This window comes from Kitasatospora sp. NPDC092948 (assembly GCF_044754805.1).
Lineage (GTDB): Bacteria > Actinomycetota > Actinomycetes > Streptomycetales > Streptomycetaceae > Kitasatospora.
The window spans coordinates 657,607-672,169 of record NZ_JBIVPU010000001.1 but is presented as its reverse complement, the minus strand read 5'-3'; the positions used below and the strand labels follow the sequence as shown (position 1 = coordinate 672,169).

At 72.6% G+C, this 14,563-nt stretch carries 14 protein-coding genes; 6 read left to right on the top strand and 8 right to left on the bottom strand.

What is annotated here, in order from left to right:
• Window positions 1-2: 2 nt before the first annotated feature.
• Window positions 3-1,094, bottom strand: coding sequence for an LLM class flavin-dependent oxidoreductase (locus ACIQF6_RS02505; RefSeq protein ID WP_400889199.1), 1,092 nt, complete (start codon window positions 1,092-1,094; stop codon window positions 3-5).
• Window positions 1,095-1,344: 250 nt separating this feature from the next.
• Here ACIQF6_RS02505 and ACIQF6_RS02500 point away from each other — a divergent pair, with 250 nt between their 5' ends.
• A complete protein-coding gene (locus tag ACIQF6_RS02500; RefSeq protein ID WP_400889197.1) occupies window positions 1,345-1,998 on the top strand; it encodes a TNT domain-containing protein in 654 nt (217 codons plus the stop codon).
• A gap of 36 nt (window positions 1,999-2,034) precedes the next feature.
• Here ACIQF6_RS02500 and ACIQF6_RS02495 read toward each other — a convergent pair whose 3' ends face one another.
• Window positions 2,035-2,556, bottom strand: coding sequence for a PadR family transcriptional regulator (locus ACIQF6_RS02495; protein WP_400889194.1), 522 nt, complete (start codon window positions 2,554-2,556; stop codon window positions 2,035-2,037).
• A 314-nt stretch (window positions 2,557-2,870) separates the two neighbouring features.
• Between ACIQF6_RS02495 and ACIQF6_RS02490 the strand changes: the two genes are divergently transcribed.
• A complete protein-coding gene (locus ACIQF6_RS02490; RefSeq protein ID WP_400889191.1) occupies window positions 2,871-3,737 on the top strand; it encodes a S1 family peptidase in 867 nt (288 codons plus the stop codon).
• A 191-nt stretch (window positions 3,738-3,928) separates the two neighbouring features.
• On the opposite strand, the gene ACIQF6_RS02485 is transcribed toward ACIQF6_RS02490, so the two are convergent.
• The 3 genes from ACIQF6_RS02485 to ACIQF6_RS02475 all read right to left on the bottom strand — a co-directional run bounded on the left by ACIQF6_RS02485 (window position 3,929) and on the right by ACIQF6_RS02475 (window position 7,165).
• On the bottom strand, window positions 3,929-4,420 hold the full coding sequence (locus ACIQF6_RS02485; RefSeq protein ID WP_400889189.1) for a hypothetical protein: 492 nt from the start codon (window positions 4,418-4,420) through the stop codon (window positions 3,929-3,931).
• 43 nt (window positions 4,421-4,463) lie between these two features.
• Entirely contained in the window at window positions 4,464-5,018 is a 555-nt protein-coding gene (locus tag ACIQF6_RS02480) for a hypothetical protein (RefSeq protein WP_400889186.1), read from the bottom strand.
• A 146-nt stretch (window positions 5,019-5,164) separates the two neighbouring features.
• Window positions 5,165-7,165, bottom strand: a complete 2,001-nt coding sequence (locus tag ACIQF6_RS02475) for an FAD-dependent oxidoreductase (RefSeq protein ID WP_400889183.1) — start codon at window positions 7,163-7,165, stop codon at window positions 5,165-5,167.
• A gap of 163 nt (window positions 7,166-7,328) precedes the next feature.
• On the opposite strand from ACIQF6_RS02475, the gene ACIQF6_RS02470 reads away from it, so the two are divergent.
• Complete coding sequence (locus ACIQF6_RS02470) at window positions 7,329-7,715, top strand: RNA-binding S4 domain-containing protein (RefSeq protein ID WP_400889180.1); 387 nt, start codon at window positions 7,329-7,331, stop codon at window positions 7,713-7,715.
• Between the two features lie 218 nt (window positions 7,716-7,933).
• On the opposite strand, the gene ACIQF6_RS02465 is transcribed toward ACIQF6_RS02470, so the two are convergent.
• A complete protein-coding gene (locus tag ACIQF6_RS02465; protein WP_400889177.1) occupies window positions 7,934-8,428 on the bottom strand; it encodes a hypothetical protein in 495 nt (164 codons plus the stop codon).
• Window positions 8,429-8,636: 208 nt separating this feature from the next.
• On the opposite strand from ACIQF6_RS02465, the gene ACIQF6_RS02460 reads away from it, so the two are divergent.
• On the top strand, window positions 8,637-9,146 hold the full coding sequence (locus ACIQF6_RS02460; protein WP_400889174.1) for a hypothetical protein: 510 nt from the start codon (window positions 8,637-8,639) through the stop codon (window positions 9,144-9,146).
• 75 nt (window positions 9,147-9,221) lie between these two features.
• Window positions 9,222-9,644, top strand: coding sequence for a YchJ family protein (locus ACIQF6_RS02455; RefSeq protein ID WP_400889171.1), 423 nt, complete (start codon window positions 9,222-9,224; stop codon window positions 9,642-9,644).
• On the opposite strand, the gene ACIQF6_RS02450 is transcribed toward ACIQF6_RS02455, so the two are convergent.
• Together ACIQF6_RS02450 and ACIQF6_RS02445 are read right to left on the bottom strand one after the other, a co-directional pair.
• Complete coding sequence (locus ACIQF6_RS02450; RefSeq protein WP_400889168.1) at window positions 9,631-10,671, bottom strand: GNAT family N-acetyltransferase; 1,041 nt, start codon at window positions 10,669-10,671, stop codon at window positions 9,631-9,633. The two genes, ACIQF6_RS02455 and ACIQF6_RS02450, sit on opposite strands and share 14 nt — an antisense overlap.
• Window positions 10,672-10,788: 117 nt before the next feature.
• The gene (locus ACIQF6_RS02445) at window positions 10,789-11,721 is read right to left on the bottom strand and encodes a polysaccharide deacetylase family protein (protein WP_400889165.1); all 933 of its coding nucleotides are present in this window, start codon (window positions 11,719-11,721) and stop codon (window positions 10,789-10,791) included.
• A 262-nt stretch (window positions 11,722-11,983) separates the two neighbouring features.
• On the opposite strand from ACIQF6_RS02445, the gene ACIQF6_RS02440 reads away from it, so the two are divergent.
• The gene (locus tag ACIQF6_RS02440; protein ID WP_400889162.1) at window positions 11,984-14,479 is read left to right on the top strand and encodes an ATP-dependent Clp protease ATP-binding subunit; all 2,496 of its coding nucleotides are present in this window, start codon (window positions 11,984-11,986) and stop codon (window positions 14,477-14,479) included.
• Window positions 14,480-14,563: the final 84 nt, after the last annotated feature.

Here is a 14,563-nt window from a genome sequence, read left to right as displayed (position 1 = left end):
GCTCACTTGGCGGCCTCCCCACTCTGACGCGCCGTCACCAGCGCGGCGTGGGTGGGACCTTCGGGGACGTCCGCGGGCCGGTTCTTCGTGAACTCCTTGCGCAGCACGGGGACGACCTCCTCGCCGAGCAGGTCGAGCTGCTCCAGGACGGTCTTCAGCGGCAGGCCGGCGTGGTCCATCAGGAACAGCTGGCGCTGGTAGTCGCCGAAGGTCTCGCGGAAGGTCAGGGTCTTCTCGATGACTTCCTGCGGGCTGCCGACGGTGAGCGGGGTCTGCTCGGTGAACTCCTCCAGCGAGGGCCCGTGCCCGTAGACGGGGGCGTTGTCGAAGTAGGGGCGGAACTCCCGTACGGCGTCCTGCGAGTTCTTGCGCATGAACAGCTGCCCGCCGAGGCCGACCATCGCCTGCTCGGGGGTGCCGTGGCCGTAGTGGGCGTAGCGGGTCCGGTAGAGGTCGACCAGGCGCCGGAAGTGCTCCTTGGGCCAGAAGATGTTGTTGGCGAAGAAGCCGTCGCCGTAGTAGGCGGCCTGTTCGGCGATCTCGGGGCTGCGGATGGAGCCGTGCCAGACGAACGGCGGGGTGTCGTCGAGCGGGCGCGGGGTGGAGGTGAAGGACTGCAGCGGGGTGCGGAAGCGGCCCTGCCAGTCGACGTTCTCCTCGCGCCAGAGCTGGTGCAGCAGCGCGTAGTTCTCGATGGCGAGCGGGATGCCCTGGCGGATGTCCTTGCCGAACCACGGGTAGACCGGGCCGGTGTTGCCGCGGCCCATCATCACGTCCACCCGGCCGTTCGCGAGGTGCTGGAGCATCGCGAAGTCCTCGGCGATCTTCACCGGGTCGTTGGTGGTGATCAGCGTGGTGGAGGTGGAGAGGATCAGCTTCTCGGTGCGGGCCGCGATGTAGCCGAGCATGGTGGTCGGCGAGGACGGCACGAACGGCGGGTTGTGGTGCTCGCCGGTGGCGAACACGTCGAGCCCGACCTCCTCGGCCTTGAGCGCGATGGCCACCATCGCCTTGATCCGCTCGTGCTCCGTGGGGGTCCGACCGGTGGTGGGGTCAGTGGTCACGTCGCCGACGCTGAAGATGCCGAACTGCACCGCTCTCAACTCCTTCTCGGTTGATTCAACATTCAACCACTTGCTGCAACGGGACGCCAGCCCGACCTATTCCCGCCAGGTTTCCGCGCCCACTGACCGAAACACCGACACTCTCGGCAGTTGATCGGGCACGCAGAGTTGACTGATGGTCCGACATTCCGCTTACCTGATGCACGCCTTCGGGTGCGGACCGTCACCGGCCACTCCCCGAAGCCCTCCCTGCCGTCCGCCCTCCCCCACCGGAGTGTCCGTGCGCCTGCGCCAGTTCCTCGCCCCGCTCGTCGCCACCGTCGCCCTGCTCGCCACCGCCGCGCCCACCGCGGCCGCCGCGACGCCCGCCGGGCTGCGGATCACCGTCACCACCGAGTGCTCCGCCGACTTCCGGCACGACGACTCCCGGCTCGGCCCCGACCAGCTGCCCAACGCCGGCCCCGTCGGCCGCCAGCTGATCGGCTACTTCCGCACCGGCCTGCTCAGCGAGCAGCAGTTCCTGGCCACTTACTACGACAGCACGGCCGGCAGCTGGAAGTACCCGCCGTCCGACGGCTACCTGCTGCTCCCCGACGGCACCCCGATCGAGAACGACACCACCCTCCGCCCCGGCCAGGCGATCGACCGCTACGGCAGCGAGTACGGCTCCTTCCTCGCCCCCGAGGGCCTGCCGTACGCCACCCGTTCGATCCCGCCGTCCAGCCTGGACGGCAACCCGGCGGCGGGCTGCAACTACCACGACTACCGGGTGCTCAAGGCCTTCACCGTCCACTCCGGCCCGATCGCCCCCTGGTTCGGCCAGCCCGGCCTCGGCCTCCAGTACCAGTTGGACGCCGCACTGGTTCCGGGCGCGCCGAGCCGGATCAACGTCGGCTGGCTGGTCGACAACGGGTACCTGGCCCGGCTGGTCTGACGGAGCGTCGGCCGCCGTCCGGCAAGCCGACCTCGCTCAACTCCGTTCCAGCGCCTGGTCCAGCCAGGTCAGCCAGAACGACTCCAGTTGGATACCCGCCTGCAGCACCATGTGCTGCAGGCGGTTCTCCGTTTCCGCCTTCTCCGGCGGGAAGTCGCGGCGCTCGATCTCCAGGTATTCGGCCAACTGCGCCCGGTGCAGCTCCCGGTGGCGCGCCAGCTCCTCGTCCAGGCCGTCCACGCCGAGCACCGCCGCGGCGCGCAGCCGCAGCAGCAGCGGATCCCGGATCGGCTTCGGGTCCTGCGCCTGCCCGACCCACTCGCGCAGCCGCGCCCGCCCGGCCGGCAGCACCTCGTACTCCTTGCGCTGCCCCCGCCCCGCCCCCGGCCCCGCGGCCCGCACCAGCCCCTCGCGCTCCAACCGTCCCAGCTCGCGGTAGATCTGCTGGTGGGTGGCCGACCAGAAGAACCCGATCGACCGGTCGAACCGCCGGGTCAACTCCAGCCCCGAGGACGGCTTCTCCAGCAGGGCGGTGAGGATCGCGTGCGGCAGTGACATGCGGCGATGGTACGGGGCGCGGGCCGCACGGCGGCGTCCGGCACCCGGGGGCAGCGCGGCGGCGACGCCCGGGAAACCGCGGTGGTGGCACCCGGGGCAACACGGCGGCGGCGCCCGGGGCAACGCGGCGGTGGTGCCCGGGAAAGCGCGGTCGGGGGTCTTGTGCGGCACCGGCTCCTGACGAATACTCCCGGGTAGCGCTTGTCAGGGGCAGATCAGAAATGGGCCGGGAGTCGACCGGTCCCGATCGCGCCTGCCCGCGCCTCACGGCCCGTCAGCAGGCCGGGCCTCCCCCACACCCCAGGAGGAGAACTGTGAGGACCATGCGCACCACCCCCACCACCCCGTCCCGCGTCCGCGGCCGGGTGTTCGCCGTCACCGTCGCGCTCGCCGCGGCCACCGCCCTCGCGGCGCCCGGCGCCGGCGCCGCCACGTCCGCGGCCGACGCGTTGGCGCAGGCCAACAGCGCGGTCGAGCAGGCCGGCGTGAACGGCATCGCCTGGCACACCGACCAGGCCACCGGCCAGGTCGTCGTGACGGCGGACAGCAGCGTCACCCCGGCCGCGCTCGCCGAGCTGAGCCGGGCCGTCGGGACGAAGCACCTCAAGATCGAGCGCACTGCAGGAACGTTCAACCCGCTGCTGTCGGCGGGTGCGGCCATCTACGGTGGCGGCTACCGGTGTTCGCTGGGCTTCAACGTGGTCAAGGGCGGCACGTACTACTTCCTGACCGCCGGCCACTGCGGCAACATCGCGAGCACCTGGTACAGCAACTCCGCCCAGAGCTCGGTGGTCGGATCCACCGTCAGCTCCAGCTTCCCGGGCACCGACTACGCGCTGGTGCAGTACAGCAGCGCCTCGGCCAGCCACCCCGGCGGCTACTCGGCGGCCAGCGCGTACGTCGGCGAGTCCGTCAAGCGCACCGGCTCCACCACGGGCACCCACAGCGGCACCGTCACCGCCCTGAACTCCACCGTCCGCTACTCCGACGGCAGCACCGTCCGCGGTCTGATCCAGACCAACGTCTGCGCGGAGGGCGGCGACTCCGGCGGCCCGCTCTACGACGGCACCAAGGCCATCGGCCTGACCTCCGGCGGCAGCGGCGACTGCACCAGCGGCGGCACCACGTTCTTCCAGCCCGTCACGGCGGCGGCGGCCGCGTACGGCGTCTCGCTGTACTGATCCCGCCCCGACCCCCAGGCCCCCTCGGACCGACAGGTCGGAGGGGGCTGCGGCGTCAGCGGAAACCTGCCTCTCCTGCCGTCGGACATCGGCCAGGCGGCCGACCGCCGGGTCCGCACCGGACGTGGCGGACGAAAGCTCCGGGAGTTGCGGCTGTCCGCCTCGGCGGAGGCCCTCGGGGGCCTGCTCGGTCAGAGGCCGAGTTCCTCTGCTCCCGCGTTCGCTGTCGTGCCCGCGACGACGACGAATCCCTCGAGGGAGTCGACGATGGTCCGCAGCCCCGCCGCCTGGAGGATGGTGTCCACGGCCTTGTCCATGGTGGAGGTGACCACTTGGCAGAGAAGGTCGGCGGGGCTGCCGGGCTCGGCGGTCTCGATCATGGCGTCGAGGTCGGTGCCCTCGTTCCAGGCGATCCGTACCGAACCGGCCGGGTAGCTGTCGCTGTCCAGGCAGGGGAGGATTTGGACGCCCGACACTCCCGGTCCGGTGCTGATCGGCAGGCCGGCCAACTCCAGGGCCCGCTGGAGGCGTGACAGGATCCGCTTGGTGCGCAGGTCTCCTCGAAGTTGCTCGGCCGCCTCGTCCGTGCCGATCAACTCGGCGAGTTCCAGGCGGTATCGGGTCTCGCTCCGGTACCGGTCCTCGTCCTCGACGGGGGCCGACTGGGTTCGGTCGTTGCTCATGGGCGGCCTTCTCGTAGCGGATGAGGGAGTCAGTGGCCTGCGGTCATACGGGATCGTCGTCTCCGCCGGCCAGGTCGAGGATCCGGCCGACCTCCGCGAAGATCTCTTCCTGGGTGCAGGCCCCGAGGTTGATCAGCGAGGTCATCATGACGGCCGTCAGCGCGGCCAGGTCCACGATCATGTCGTAGAACCTGTCCTCGCCCTCGATCCAGGCGCGCGCCATGATCGCCGGAGCCTCGGCGATGGTGGCGGGATCGAAGAAGGCGCCGAGGACTGCGGGCACCTCGTCCAGCCACGGGACGTCCTCGCCGCGTCCGTTGCGCCGGTCCTCCGCGGCTTTGGCCAGAAGGTCCTGCATGAGCTTGTCCGGTTCGACGGCGTGGTGCTCGGCGAACAGGCCGGCGACAGTGGCGCCGGCGAAGGCGGTGCCGGCGGCGAGGAGGGAGATGTTCTCCATGCCGTTGGCGGTGACGTCCTTGCGGGCGGTCGCGGCCACGACACGGCACACGGGATGCTCGGAACGCACGGTGGCCGTGTGGCAGGCGGGATCCAACGAGGCGCGCAGGAGTGCGAAGACCGGATCGTCAGCAGCGGGCACAACCTCATCCTGCCGCACTCGCGAGCTGCCGTCCGGCGAATCGGTGATCGGATGCTGACGGTCCGTGAGATCCAGGGAGTCGACGGACTCCCGGGAGGCCGGAGCGGGAGGGGACGGGGCAGCCCCTGCCCCCTCCCGACGGTGTGTCAGAGTGCGGCCGCCAGGCGGGTGCCCTGGTCGATGGCGCGCTTGGCGTCGAGTTCGGCGGCGAGGTCCGCGCCGCCGATCAGGTGCGGCGAGACGCCGCGCTCCTGGAGGGCGGTGAGGAGGTCGCGGCGGGGTTCCTGGCCGGCGCAGAGGACGATGGTGTCGACGGGGAGGAGCTGTTCCGCGCCGTCGACGACGAGGTGCAGGCCGGCGTCGTCGATGCGGCGGTATTCGACGCCGGGGACCATCACGACGCCGCGGTGGCGCAGTTCGGTGCGGTGGATCCAGCCGGTGGTCTTGCCGAGGCCGGCGCCGATCTTGCCGGTCCTGCGCTGGAGCAGGTGGACGGTGCGCGGGACGGCGGGGCGGGCGGGGGCGGCGAGGCCGCCGGGGGTGGTGTGGTCGGCGTCGATGCCCCACTTGGCGAGGAAGTCCTCGGTGCCCGGGTCGGTGAGGTATTCGGCGACGTCGAAGCCGATGCCGCCCGCACCGATCACGGCGACGCGGTCGCCGACCTTCGCGCCGTCGCGCAGCACGTCCAGGTAGCCGAGCACGCTGGGGTGGTCGATGCCCTCGATCTCGGGGACGCGCGGGGTGACGCCGGTGGCGAGCACGACCTCGTCCCAGCCGGTCAGGGCGTCCGCGTCGGCCGTCACGCCGAGGCGCAACTCCACGCCGGTGCGGGCGAGTTCGTGCCGGTAGTAGCGGAGCGTCTCGTCGAACTCCTGCTTGCCGGGGATGCGCCGGGCGACGTTCAGCTGCCCGCCGATCTCGCTCGCGGCGTCGAACAGGGTGACGTGGTGGCCGCGGTCGGCGGCGGAGACGGCGAAGGCGAGGCCGGCCGGGCCGGCGCCGACGACGGCGATCCGCTTGCGCAACTGCGTGGGCGAGAGCACGAGTTCGGTCTCGTGGCAGGCGCGCGGGTTGACCAGGCAGGAGGTGATCTTCGCGCTGAAGGTGTGGTCCAGGCAGGCCTGGTTGCAGCCGATGCAGGTGTTGATGGCCTCGGGGGTGCCCGCGGCGGCCTTGTTGACGAAGGCGGCGTCGGCGAGCATCGGGCGGGCCAGCGAGACCAGGTCGGCGTGGCCGGTGGCGAGCAACTCCTCGGCGAGTTCCGGGGTGTTGATCCGGTTGGTGGTGACCAGCGGGATGCCGACCCGGCCCATCAGCTTCTTGGTGACCCAGGCGAACGCGCCGCGCGGCACCGAGGTGGCGATGGTGGGGATCCGCGCCTCGTGCCAGCCGATGCCGGTGTTGATGATGGTGGCGCCGGCCGCCTCGACCTCCTCGGCGAGCCGCACCACCTCGTCGAAGGTGGAGCCGCCGGGCACCAGGTCGAGCATGGACAGCCGGTAGACGACGATGAAGTCCGCGCCGACCCGTTCGCGCACCCGGCGGACGATCTCGATCGGGAAGCGCATCCGGTTCTCGTACGAGCCGCCCCAGGCGTCGGTGCGGTGGTTGGTCTGCCGGGCGATGAACTCGTTGATCAGATAGCCCTCGGAGCCCATGATCTCCACGCCGTCGTACCCGGCGGAGCGGGCGAGTTCGGCGCAGCGCGCGAAGTCCTCGACGGTCTGCTCGATCTCGGCCTCGGTCAGCTCGTGCGGGACGAACGGGCTGATCGGGGCCTGGAGGGCGGACGGGGCGACCAGGTCCTCGTGGTAGGCGTACCGCCCGAAGTGCAGGATCTGCAGGGCGATCTTGCCGCCTTCGGCGTGTACGGCGTCGGTGATCGCGCGGTGCTCGGCGGCCTCCTGCTCGGTGGTGAGCTTGGCGCCGCCGGACCACGGCCGCCCGGCCTCGTTCGGGGCGATGCCGCCGGTGACGATCAGGCCCACCCCGCCGCGGGCGCGCTCGGCGTAGAACGCGGCCATCCGCTCGAAGCCGTTCGCGGCCTCCTCCAGCCCGACGTGCATGGAACCCATCACCACCCGGTTCCGCAGGGTGGTGAAGCCCAGGTCGAGCGGGGCCAGCAGGTGGGGGTACGCAGCAGTCATCGACGCCTCCGGTCAGGATTTGTTACCCAACGGTAGGGGTCGCCCGGCCGACTCTGCAACTAGTTGCACAAACCTTGACGGGGAGCGTCCGGAGGCCGTCCGGAGGCCTCCCGAAGACCAAACGGGGATCTTGGCGGCCACCGCGCGGCGATAGAGTCGGGACATGAGTACGGACGAGGCGAGCGTACGGATCGACAGCTGGATCTGGGCGATCCGGCTGATCAAGACCCGCTCGGCGGCGGGTGCGGCCTGCCGGGCCGGGCACGTGAAGGTGAACGGCGCGACCGCGAAGCCCGCGCAGCACGTCAAGCCGGGCGACGACGTCCGGGTCCGGATCGAGGGCCTGGAACGGATCGTCCGAGTGGTGCGCCCGATCGCCAAGCGGGTCGGCGCCCCCGTCGCCGAGACCTGCTACGTGGACCACAGCCCGCCTCCGCCGCCCCGCACCGAACGGCCCGCCGAGATCGGCCGGCGCGACCGCGGCGCCGGCCGGCCCACCAAGCGCGACCGCCGCGACCTGGAGAAGCTCCGCGAGGGCCACCGCCCCTGATCCCGATCCGCCCTCAGCCCCGCCCGGCCGTCAGCGCTGCCCCGCCCCTCAAGCCCGCCTGGTCCTCAAGCCCGCCGGGCCGTCAGCTCGCCTCGGCCGGCAGCTCTGCCCGGCCGTCAGCTCCGCTGGGCCGCCGGCACCGCTCGGTGGTCAGCCCTGCTCGGCCGTCAGCTCCGCTGGGCCGCCGGCACCGCTCGGTGGTCAGCCCTGCCCGGCCGTCAGCCCTGCTCGGCCCGCTCCTTGGCGGCCCGCACCTGCTCGGCGAACTGCTCGGCGGAGATCCGCTCCACCGGGGCCCCGTACTTCGCGGCCAGCTCGTCGGCGGGTGCGAGGTCGTGCTCGACCAGGTCCAGCACCAGCAGCGCCCGCCCGTTCTCCACCCGGGACGACAGCACGATCAGGCCCGCACCGCCGTCGGTCATCTCGGTCTGCTCGGCGGCGTTGCCGATCGCCGCACCGGCCGCGAAGCCCAGCAGCACCCCGATCGGGCCGCCGAGCAACCCGACCAGACCGCCCACCAGGCCCGATCCGACGGTCGGCACGCCCGCCCCGCGAATGTGGCTCTCCGGAATGTCGACGATCCCCTCGGCGCTGCGTTCCAGCACCGCCACCTGCCGCACTCCCGGCAGGTGCATCGCGTCCTCGTACGCCCGCCGGCACGCCTCCTGGTCGGTGAAGCCGAGCAGCAGCACGTTGTGGTGGTGGTCGCTCATCACAGTCCCCTTCGCCGACCGGTCGCCGTCCGCACCGTCCGGGCGCGGACCCGCCCATCCTGCCCCGCAGCGCCCGCACCGCGCCCGTCCGGCACGCCCGTCCGCGCACCTGGCTGTCAGCGCGAGCGCCTAGTCTCCGCACATCGATCGAAGAACCGATCGAGGAATCGGTCGAGGAATCGGTCGAGGAATCGCCCGAAGAGGAGACATGGGTTTCACCGGAGAATTCGTCCTGGCCCGCAGTGACCGGCCGCTCCGCGAGCTGGCCGTGTTCGCGACCGATTGCGCAGAGGGCTACGCGGATTGCGTGACCGAGTGCACGCCGCGCCCCGGCGGCTGGCAGACCCTGCAGATCCACCACGGCCTGCGCAGCGACTCGCTCCAGCCGTACCGACAGCTCGTCGAAACCACCGGCGCCCCCGTCCTGCTGGCGAACGTCATGGACAGCGACGTGTGCGAGGTCGTCGGCCTGGCGCCGTCCGGGGCGCGCTGGTCGACCATGCTCGACCCCGTCATGGCGGCCGACTACGGCATCCCCGAGCCGGAGCCCGGCGCCGCCGAACACATCGCCCGGTGGGCCGCCGAGGCCGGCTTCGCCGCCGACCCGGTCGCGCTCGCGGACGTCCTGGTCAAGCGGGCGGACCCGTTCGTCGAGGAGCTGATCTTCGACCTGATCGACGCCTGCGGGTTCCCGCCGGGCATCCCCGCCTCCGACTGACCGCGGACGAGCGCGGCCCGCACCGGAGGCAGTGGCAGGCCCGGGGCACCGCAGCCGGCGGCGATAATGGTGGCCATGGCCCGCCGACGCACCCCCTCCGCCTCCCCTGCCGCCACGCCCGCCGCCTGCCCGTGCGGTCTGTCCGCCGCGTACGCCGACTGCTGCGGGCGGCTGCACCGCGGCGAAGCCGCCGCGAGCAGTGCCGAGCAGTTGATGCGCTCGCGGTTCAGTGCCTTCGCGGTGCGGGACGAGCCGTACCTGCTGCGGTCCTGGCACCCGGACACCCGGCCCGCGTCCGTCGACTTCGACCCGTCGCTGCGCTGGGAGCGCCTGGAGATCCTCGGCGCCACCGACGGCGGGCCGTTCCACCAGGACGGCACCGTCGAGTTCCGCGCCCACTACCGCGAGCGCGGGCGGGCCGGTTCGATGCACGAGAACAGCCGCTTCGTCCGCCACCAGGGCGAGTGGGTGTACCTGGACGGCGTCATCCAGCCCTGAGCAGACGGTACTTGAGGCCTAGCAGTGCCCCGCCGGGGCCTCGCGGCAGCAGCCAGCCGGTGTCGGTGCGGTCCTGCGCGCCGAACCGGTACTTGTACGGCTCGTCGCCGCGCAGGAAGTCGAAGATCCGTACGCCGTCCGCCGCGCAGGTGCGCACCGCCGCGTCGATCAGGGCGGTGCCCAGCGATTCGGCGGCCCACCTCTGGTCCCAGCCGATCTGGTAGTAGGCGAACCGGTCGGCCCACCGGAACCCGTACAGCACGCCGATCAACTCCCCCTCGTGGCGGGCGAGTTGGAAGGCCGGACCGCAGTCGGACACGGCGCCGGACAGCAGTGCCCGGTGCAGCGGCAGCCGGCCCGCGTCGAAGCTGCTGACCCCGCCGGCGGCGGCCTGGCGGCGCAGCCGGTGCAGGCGGAGCAGTTCGTCCAGCACGGCGGGCGCGGCGGTTGCGGGCGGGAGCCATTCGAAGGTGACGCCGGCGGCGGCCAGCCGACGGTGGGCGCGCCGGTTGGCGGCCCGGAAGTCGCGCGAGCCGAGCCGGTCGGGCCCGACGGTGAGGTCGAGTCGCGGGCAGGCGGTCCGGGTGACGGGCCGGGCGCCGGGGGGCAGCAGGTCGCGGTGCGCCAGGTCCAGCGCGGGCAGCCACAGGGTGTGCCGCCGCGCCCGCCGAGCCAGCCACGCGGCCACTTCGTCCCGTCGGTGCGGCCGGACGGCGGGCCCGCAGTGATCGGCCGCGCCGGGCCCGGCCCCGAGCAGCGTCACCACCGGCACCCCGAACGGCACCCGGTGGTGCACCCGTGCCCGGGCCCGCGCCAGCGGCACCACTGCCTCGACCTCGCCGTCCGCCCCTCGCCACACCGCGATCTCGCCCCGCTGCCCGGCGCCGAGCGTCCGCCACCACGCCAGCACCCAGTCCGGTCCGGCGAACCACGAACCCTCCGGGTCGTCGGCGATCAACTTCCGCCACCCCCGGACGAGTTCGTCGCCCAGCTCGTCCGTGCGCAGTATCTCCGGCGCCGCTGTCACGGCACGCTCCTCTCTCCGCCTTCACCAACCGCCGACCGTTGACCGCCGACCGTTGTCCGCCGACCGTTGTCCGCCGACCGCCGGACTCTCCGACCCGCCTTCCCCTCCCCCACCCCCTCAACTCCCGCCGCGCAGGCGGTGGATGGCCGGGTGGAGGCCCGAGAGGATGGTGTCGAAGCGGTCGCGGCCGGTGTGCGAGTTGACGCGCAGGCGGCTGATGCGCAGGCGGTCGGCGGGGGCGAGTGCGGTGTGGCGGTGGTCGAAGAGGTAGGCGGTGCGGTAGCCGAGGATGCGCAGCACGGTCTCGGCGCGCGGGTCGTGGTTGCCGTTGGGGTAGGCGAAGGTGGTCGGCGGGTGGCCGAGCCAGGTGGTCAACCGGTCGTGGGCGCGCACGAGTTGGGCGTCGAGGTGGTCGTCGTCGCAGCGGTCCAGGCAGGGGTGGGAGGCGGTGTGGTTGCCGATGGTCAGGCCGCCGTCGGCGAGTTCGCGCAGTTCGGCGGCGGTCAACTGCCGTTGCCGGGGCGCCTGCCGCTTCGCGGTGGCGCGCAACTCGGCGAGGGAGGTGAGCCGTTGGGCGTCGGGCAGGGCCTTGAGGCGGTGCACGGCGGCGTCGGGGCCGAGGCCGCGCAGGACGCGGGTGTGGCCGCCGCGTCGGATCAGGTGGGCGGCTTCGGTCCACCAGTACGGGTGGTCGCTGTCGATCAGGTCGGTGATGACGTACGCGGCGGCGGGGATGCGCAGTCGGGCGAGGACGGGCAGGGCGCGGGTGAGGACGGTGGGGTCGCCGTCGTCGAAGGTGACCAGCACACTGCGGGGCGGCAGCGGGCGGCGGTGTTCGGCGGCGCGGGCGACCTGGTCGGGGCCGACGGGGTTGGCGGTGCGGGCCAGGTGTTCCATCTGGGCGCGGAACGCGGCGGGGTCGTCGACGCCGTGGTAGGCGAGGACGGCGAGGCGGCGGGCGGCCCGGGCCCGGAAGGCGGGCTGGAGCGGGGAGCGCCGCAGGAGCGCGTCGAGAGTCCGGCGCCGGGCGGCGCGGTCCGTGGTCGGCATGGCTTCCCCCTGGGCCGGTGGCACGGACGGGCACCCCGGGCGGCGGTCGGCCCGGGGTGCCCGTCGGATGTTCAGGCCATCAGCGTCCCATGCCCGGGTAATGGCTGTCCCAAGTTCCTGAAAGCTTCCTGGGAGCCTGCCGGGGGCTGGATGAGTCCGGCACTCCGCCACCTGTCCGGATCGCGCCGCTTTGCGACGTATATAACGGATTGACATAGTTCTGTGAGACCGCTGCCCGTCCGCCCATGGGAGTGCCCTCACAATGACCATGCCCGGCTTCGGCTCACTCGGCTCCAACGACGCCTTCTCCGAACTGCTCAACCGATTCTTCGGCCTGAATCCGGCCGCCGCCCCGCCCGCCGTCCAGCGGGTCCCGATCGGGCGGCTGCTCACCGAGTCCGCCCGGGACCTGATCGGCCGTGCCGAGTTGCGCGCCCAGGAGGACGGCAGTACCGATCTCGACACCCCGCACCTGCTGTGGGCGGCGACCCTGACGGATCCGGCGCGCTCGCTGCTCGCCCAGGCCGGCGCCGACCCCGACAAGCTGGCCGCCACCATCGAGCGGTCGCTGCCGGCCGGCGAGGCGGACCCGTCCGTGGAGCCCGGGCTGACGCCGGCCGCCAAGCGGGTGCTGATCGGCGCGCACGCCCGCTCGCAGGCCGCCGGCGTCTCGTACATCGGGCCGGAGCACATCCTGGCCGCCCTGCTGGACGACCCGGACTCGGCGGCCGGCCGCCTGCTGTCGGCGCACGGCGCCGACGCCGCCCGGCTGCAGCGCGGCGCCGAGGCGGCCGCCGCCCGCGGCGAGCGCGGCGTCCCGGCGAAGGAGGACAGCAAGACGCCGACCCTGGACGAGTACGGCCGCGACCTGACCGAGGACGCCAAGCTCGGCCGGCTGGACCCGGTGGTCGGCCGGGCCGAGGAGATCGAGCAGACCATCGAGATCCTCTCCCGCCGCTCCAAGAACAACCCGGTGCTGATCGGCGAGCCCGGCGTCGGCAAGACCGCCATCGTCGAGGGCCTCGCCCAGCGGGTGATCGCCGGCGACGTCCCCACCACGCTCAAGGACCGCCGGGTGGTCTCGCTGGACCTGTCCGGCCTGGTCGCGGGCTCCAAGTACCGCGGCGAGTTCGAGGAGCGGCTGAAGAACGTCATCGACGAGGTCCGGGAGGCCGCCGACTCGACCATCCTGTTCATCGACGAGCTGCACACCGTGGTCGGCGCGGGCGCCGGCGGCGAGGGCGCGATGGACGCCGGCAACATGCTCAAGCCGGCCCTGGCCCGCGGCGAGCTGCACGTCATCGGCGCCACCACGATCGACGAGTACCGCAAGCACATCGAGAAGGACGCGGCCCTGGAGCGCCGCTTCCAGCCGGTGCTGATCCCCGAGCCGTCCGTCGAGGAGACCGTGCAGATCCTCCAGGGCCTGCGCGACTCCTACGAGGCCCACCACCAGGTCCGGTTCACCGACGACGCGCTGCGCGCCGCCGCCGACCTGTCCGACCGGTACGTCTCCGACCGCTTCCTGCCCGACAAGGCCATCGACCTGATGGACCAGGCCGGCGCCCGGGTGCGGCTGCGCGGCCTGGGGCGCTCCACCGAGGTGATCGGCCGGGAGGACGAACTCGCCAAGCTGCGCCGCGAGAAGGACGAGGCCGTGGCCGCCGAGGACTTCGCCCGCGCCTCCGAGCTGAAGAACCGGATCGCCGACCTGGAGTCGCAGAACGCCGAGATCGAGGAGCGCCGCGAGGGCGTCGTCTCGGTCACCGTGGACGACATCGCCGACGTGCTGTCCCGGCAGACCGGCATCCCGGTGTCCCAGCTCACCGAGGACGAGAAGGCCCGGCTGCTCAAGCTGGAGGAGCAGCTGCACGCCCGGGTGATCGGCCAGGACAAGGCGGTGGTGGCGGTCTCCGAGGCGGTCCGCCGCAGCCGGGCCGGGATGGCCGACCCGAACCGCCCGGTCGGCTCGTTCCTGTTCCTCGGCCCGACCGGCGTCGGCAAGACCGAACTCGCCAAGGCCCTGGCCGAGTTGATCTTCGGTGACGAGAACCGGCTGGTGCGCTTCGACATGAGCGAGTTCCAGGAGAAGCACACCGTCTCCCGGCTGGTCGGCGCCCCGCCCGGCTACGTCGGCTACGAGGAGGCCGGTCAGCTCACCGAGGCGGTCCGCCGCCGCCCGTACAGCGTGCTGCTGTTCGACGAGGTGGAGAAGGCCCACCCGGACGTGTTCAACGCGCTGCTCCAGGTCCTCGACGACGGACGGCTGACGGACGCCCAGGGCCGCACCGTGGACTTCCGCAACACGGTGGTCATCATGACCTCCAACATCGGCTCGCAGCTGATCCTCTCGCACCGCGGCGAGACCGACGAGATCCGCGACCGGCTGATGGCCGAGCTGCGCGGCCGCTTCCTGCCGGAGTTCCTCAACCGGATCGACGACATCATCGTCTTCGACGCGCTCGGCGAGGAGGACCTGATGCGCATCGTCGACCTGATGCTCGCCAACTCCGAGCGGCGGGTGAAGGCGCAGGGTCTCGAACTCGACGTCACCGAGGCGGCGAAGCACTGGCTGGTCGACCGCGGCCACCAGCCCGAGTTCGGCGCCCGGCCGCTGCGCCGCACCATCCAGACCCAGTTGGACAACCGGCTCGCCACCATGCTGCTCTCCGGCGACCTCCAGCCCGGCGACACCATCGTCGCGGACGCCCGGGACGGCGAACTGGTCTGCTCGATCGGCCGCCCCGCCGCCGCCTGAACCGGATCCGCCGCGGCCGCCCTACCGCCGCCTGAACCCGCCCCGTCCCGGCCGCCCCGGGGGCCTTTCCCGGGGCGGCCGCGG

Bases quoted from the DNA above. Each gene is read 5' to 3' on its own strand.
- ACIQF6_RS02495 (WP_400889194.1), bottom strand. From the start codon at position 2,556: ATGTCACTGCCGCACGCGATCCTCACCGCCCTGCTGGAGAAGCCGTCC.
- ACIQF6_RS02485 (WP_400889189.1), bottom strand. From the start codon at position 4,420: ATGAGCAACGACCGAACCCAGTCGGCCCCCGTCGAGGACGAGGACCGG.
- ACIQF6_RS02475 (WP_400889183.1), bottom strand. From the start codon at position 7,165: ATGACTGCTGCGTACCCCCACCTGCTGGCCCCGCTCGACCTGGGCTTC.
- ACIQF6_RS02470 (WP_400889180.1), top strand. From the start codon at position 7,329: ATGAGTACGGACGAGGCGAGCGTACGGATCGACAGCTGGATCTGGGCG.
- ACIQF6_RS02465 (WP_400889177.1), bottom strand. From the start codon at position 8,428: ATGAGCGACCACCACCACAACGTGCTGCTGCTCGGCTTCACCGACCAG.
- ACIQF6_RS02460 (WP_400889174.1), top strand. From the start codon at position 8,637: ATGGGTTTCACCGGAGAATTCGTCCTGGCCCGCAGTGACCGGCCGCTC.
- ACIQF6_RS02455 (WP_400889171.1), top strand. From the start codon at position 9,222: ATGGCCCGCCGACGCACCCCCTCCGCCTCCCCTGCCGCCACGCCCGCC.
- ACIQF6_RS02445 (WP_400889165.1), bottom strand. From the start codon at position 11,721: ATGCCGACCACGGACCGCGCCGCCCGGCGCCGGACTCTCGACGCGCTC.
- ACIQF6_RS02440 (WP_400889162.1), top strand. From the start codon at position 11,984: ATGACCATGCCCGGCTTCGGCTCACTCGGCTCCAACGACGCCTTCTCC.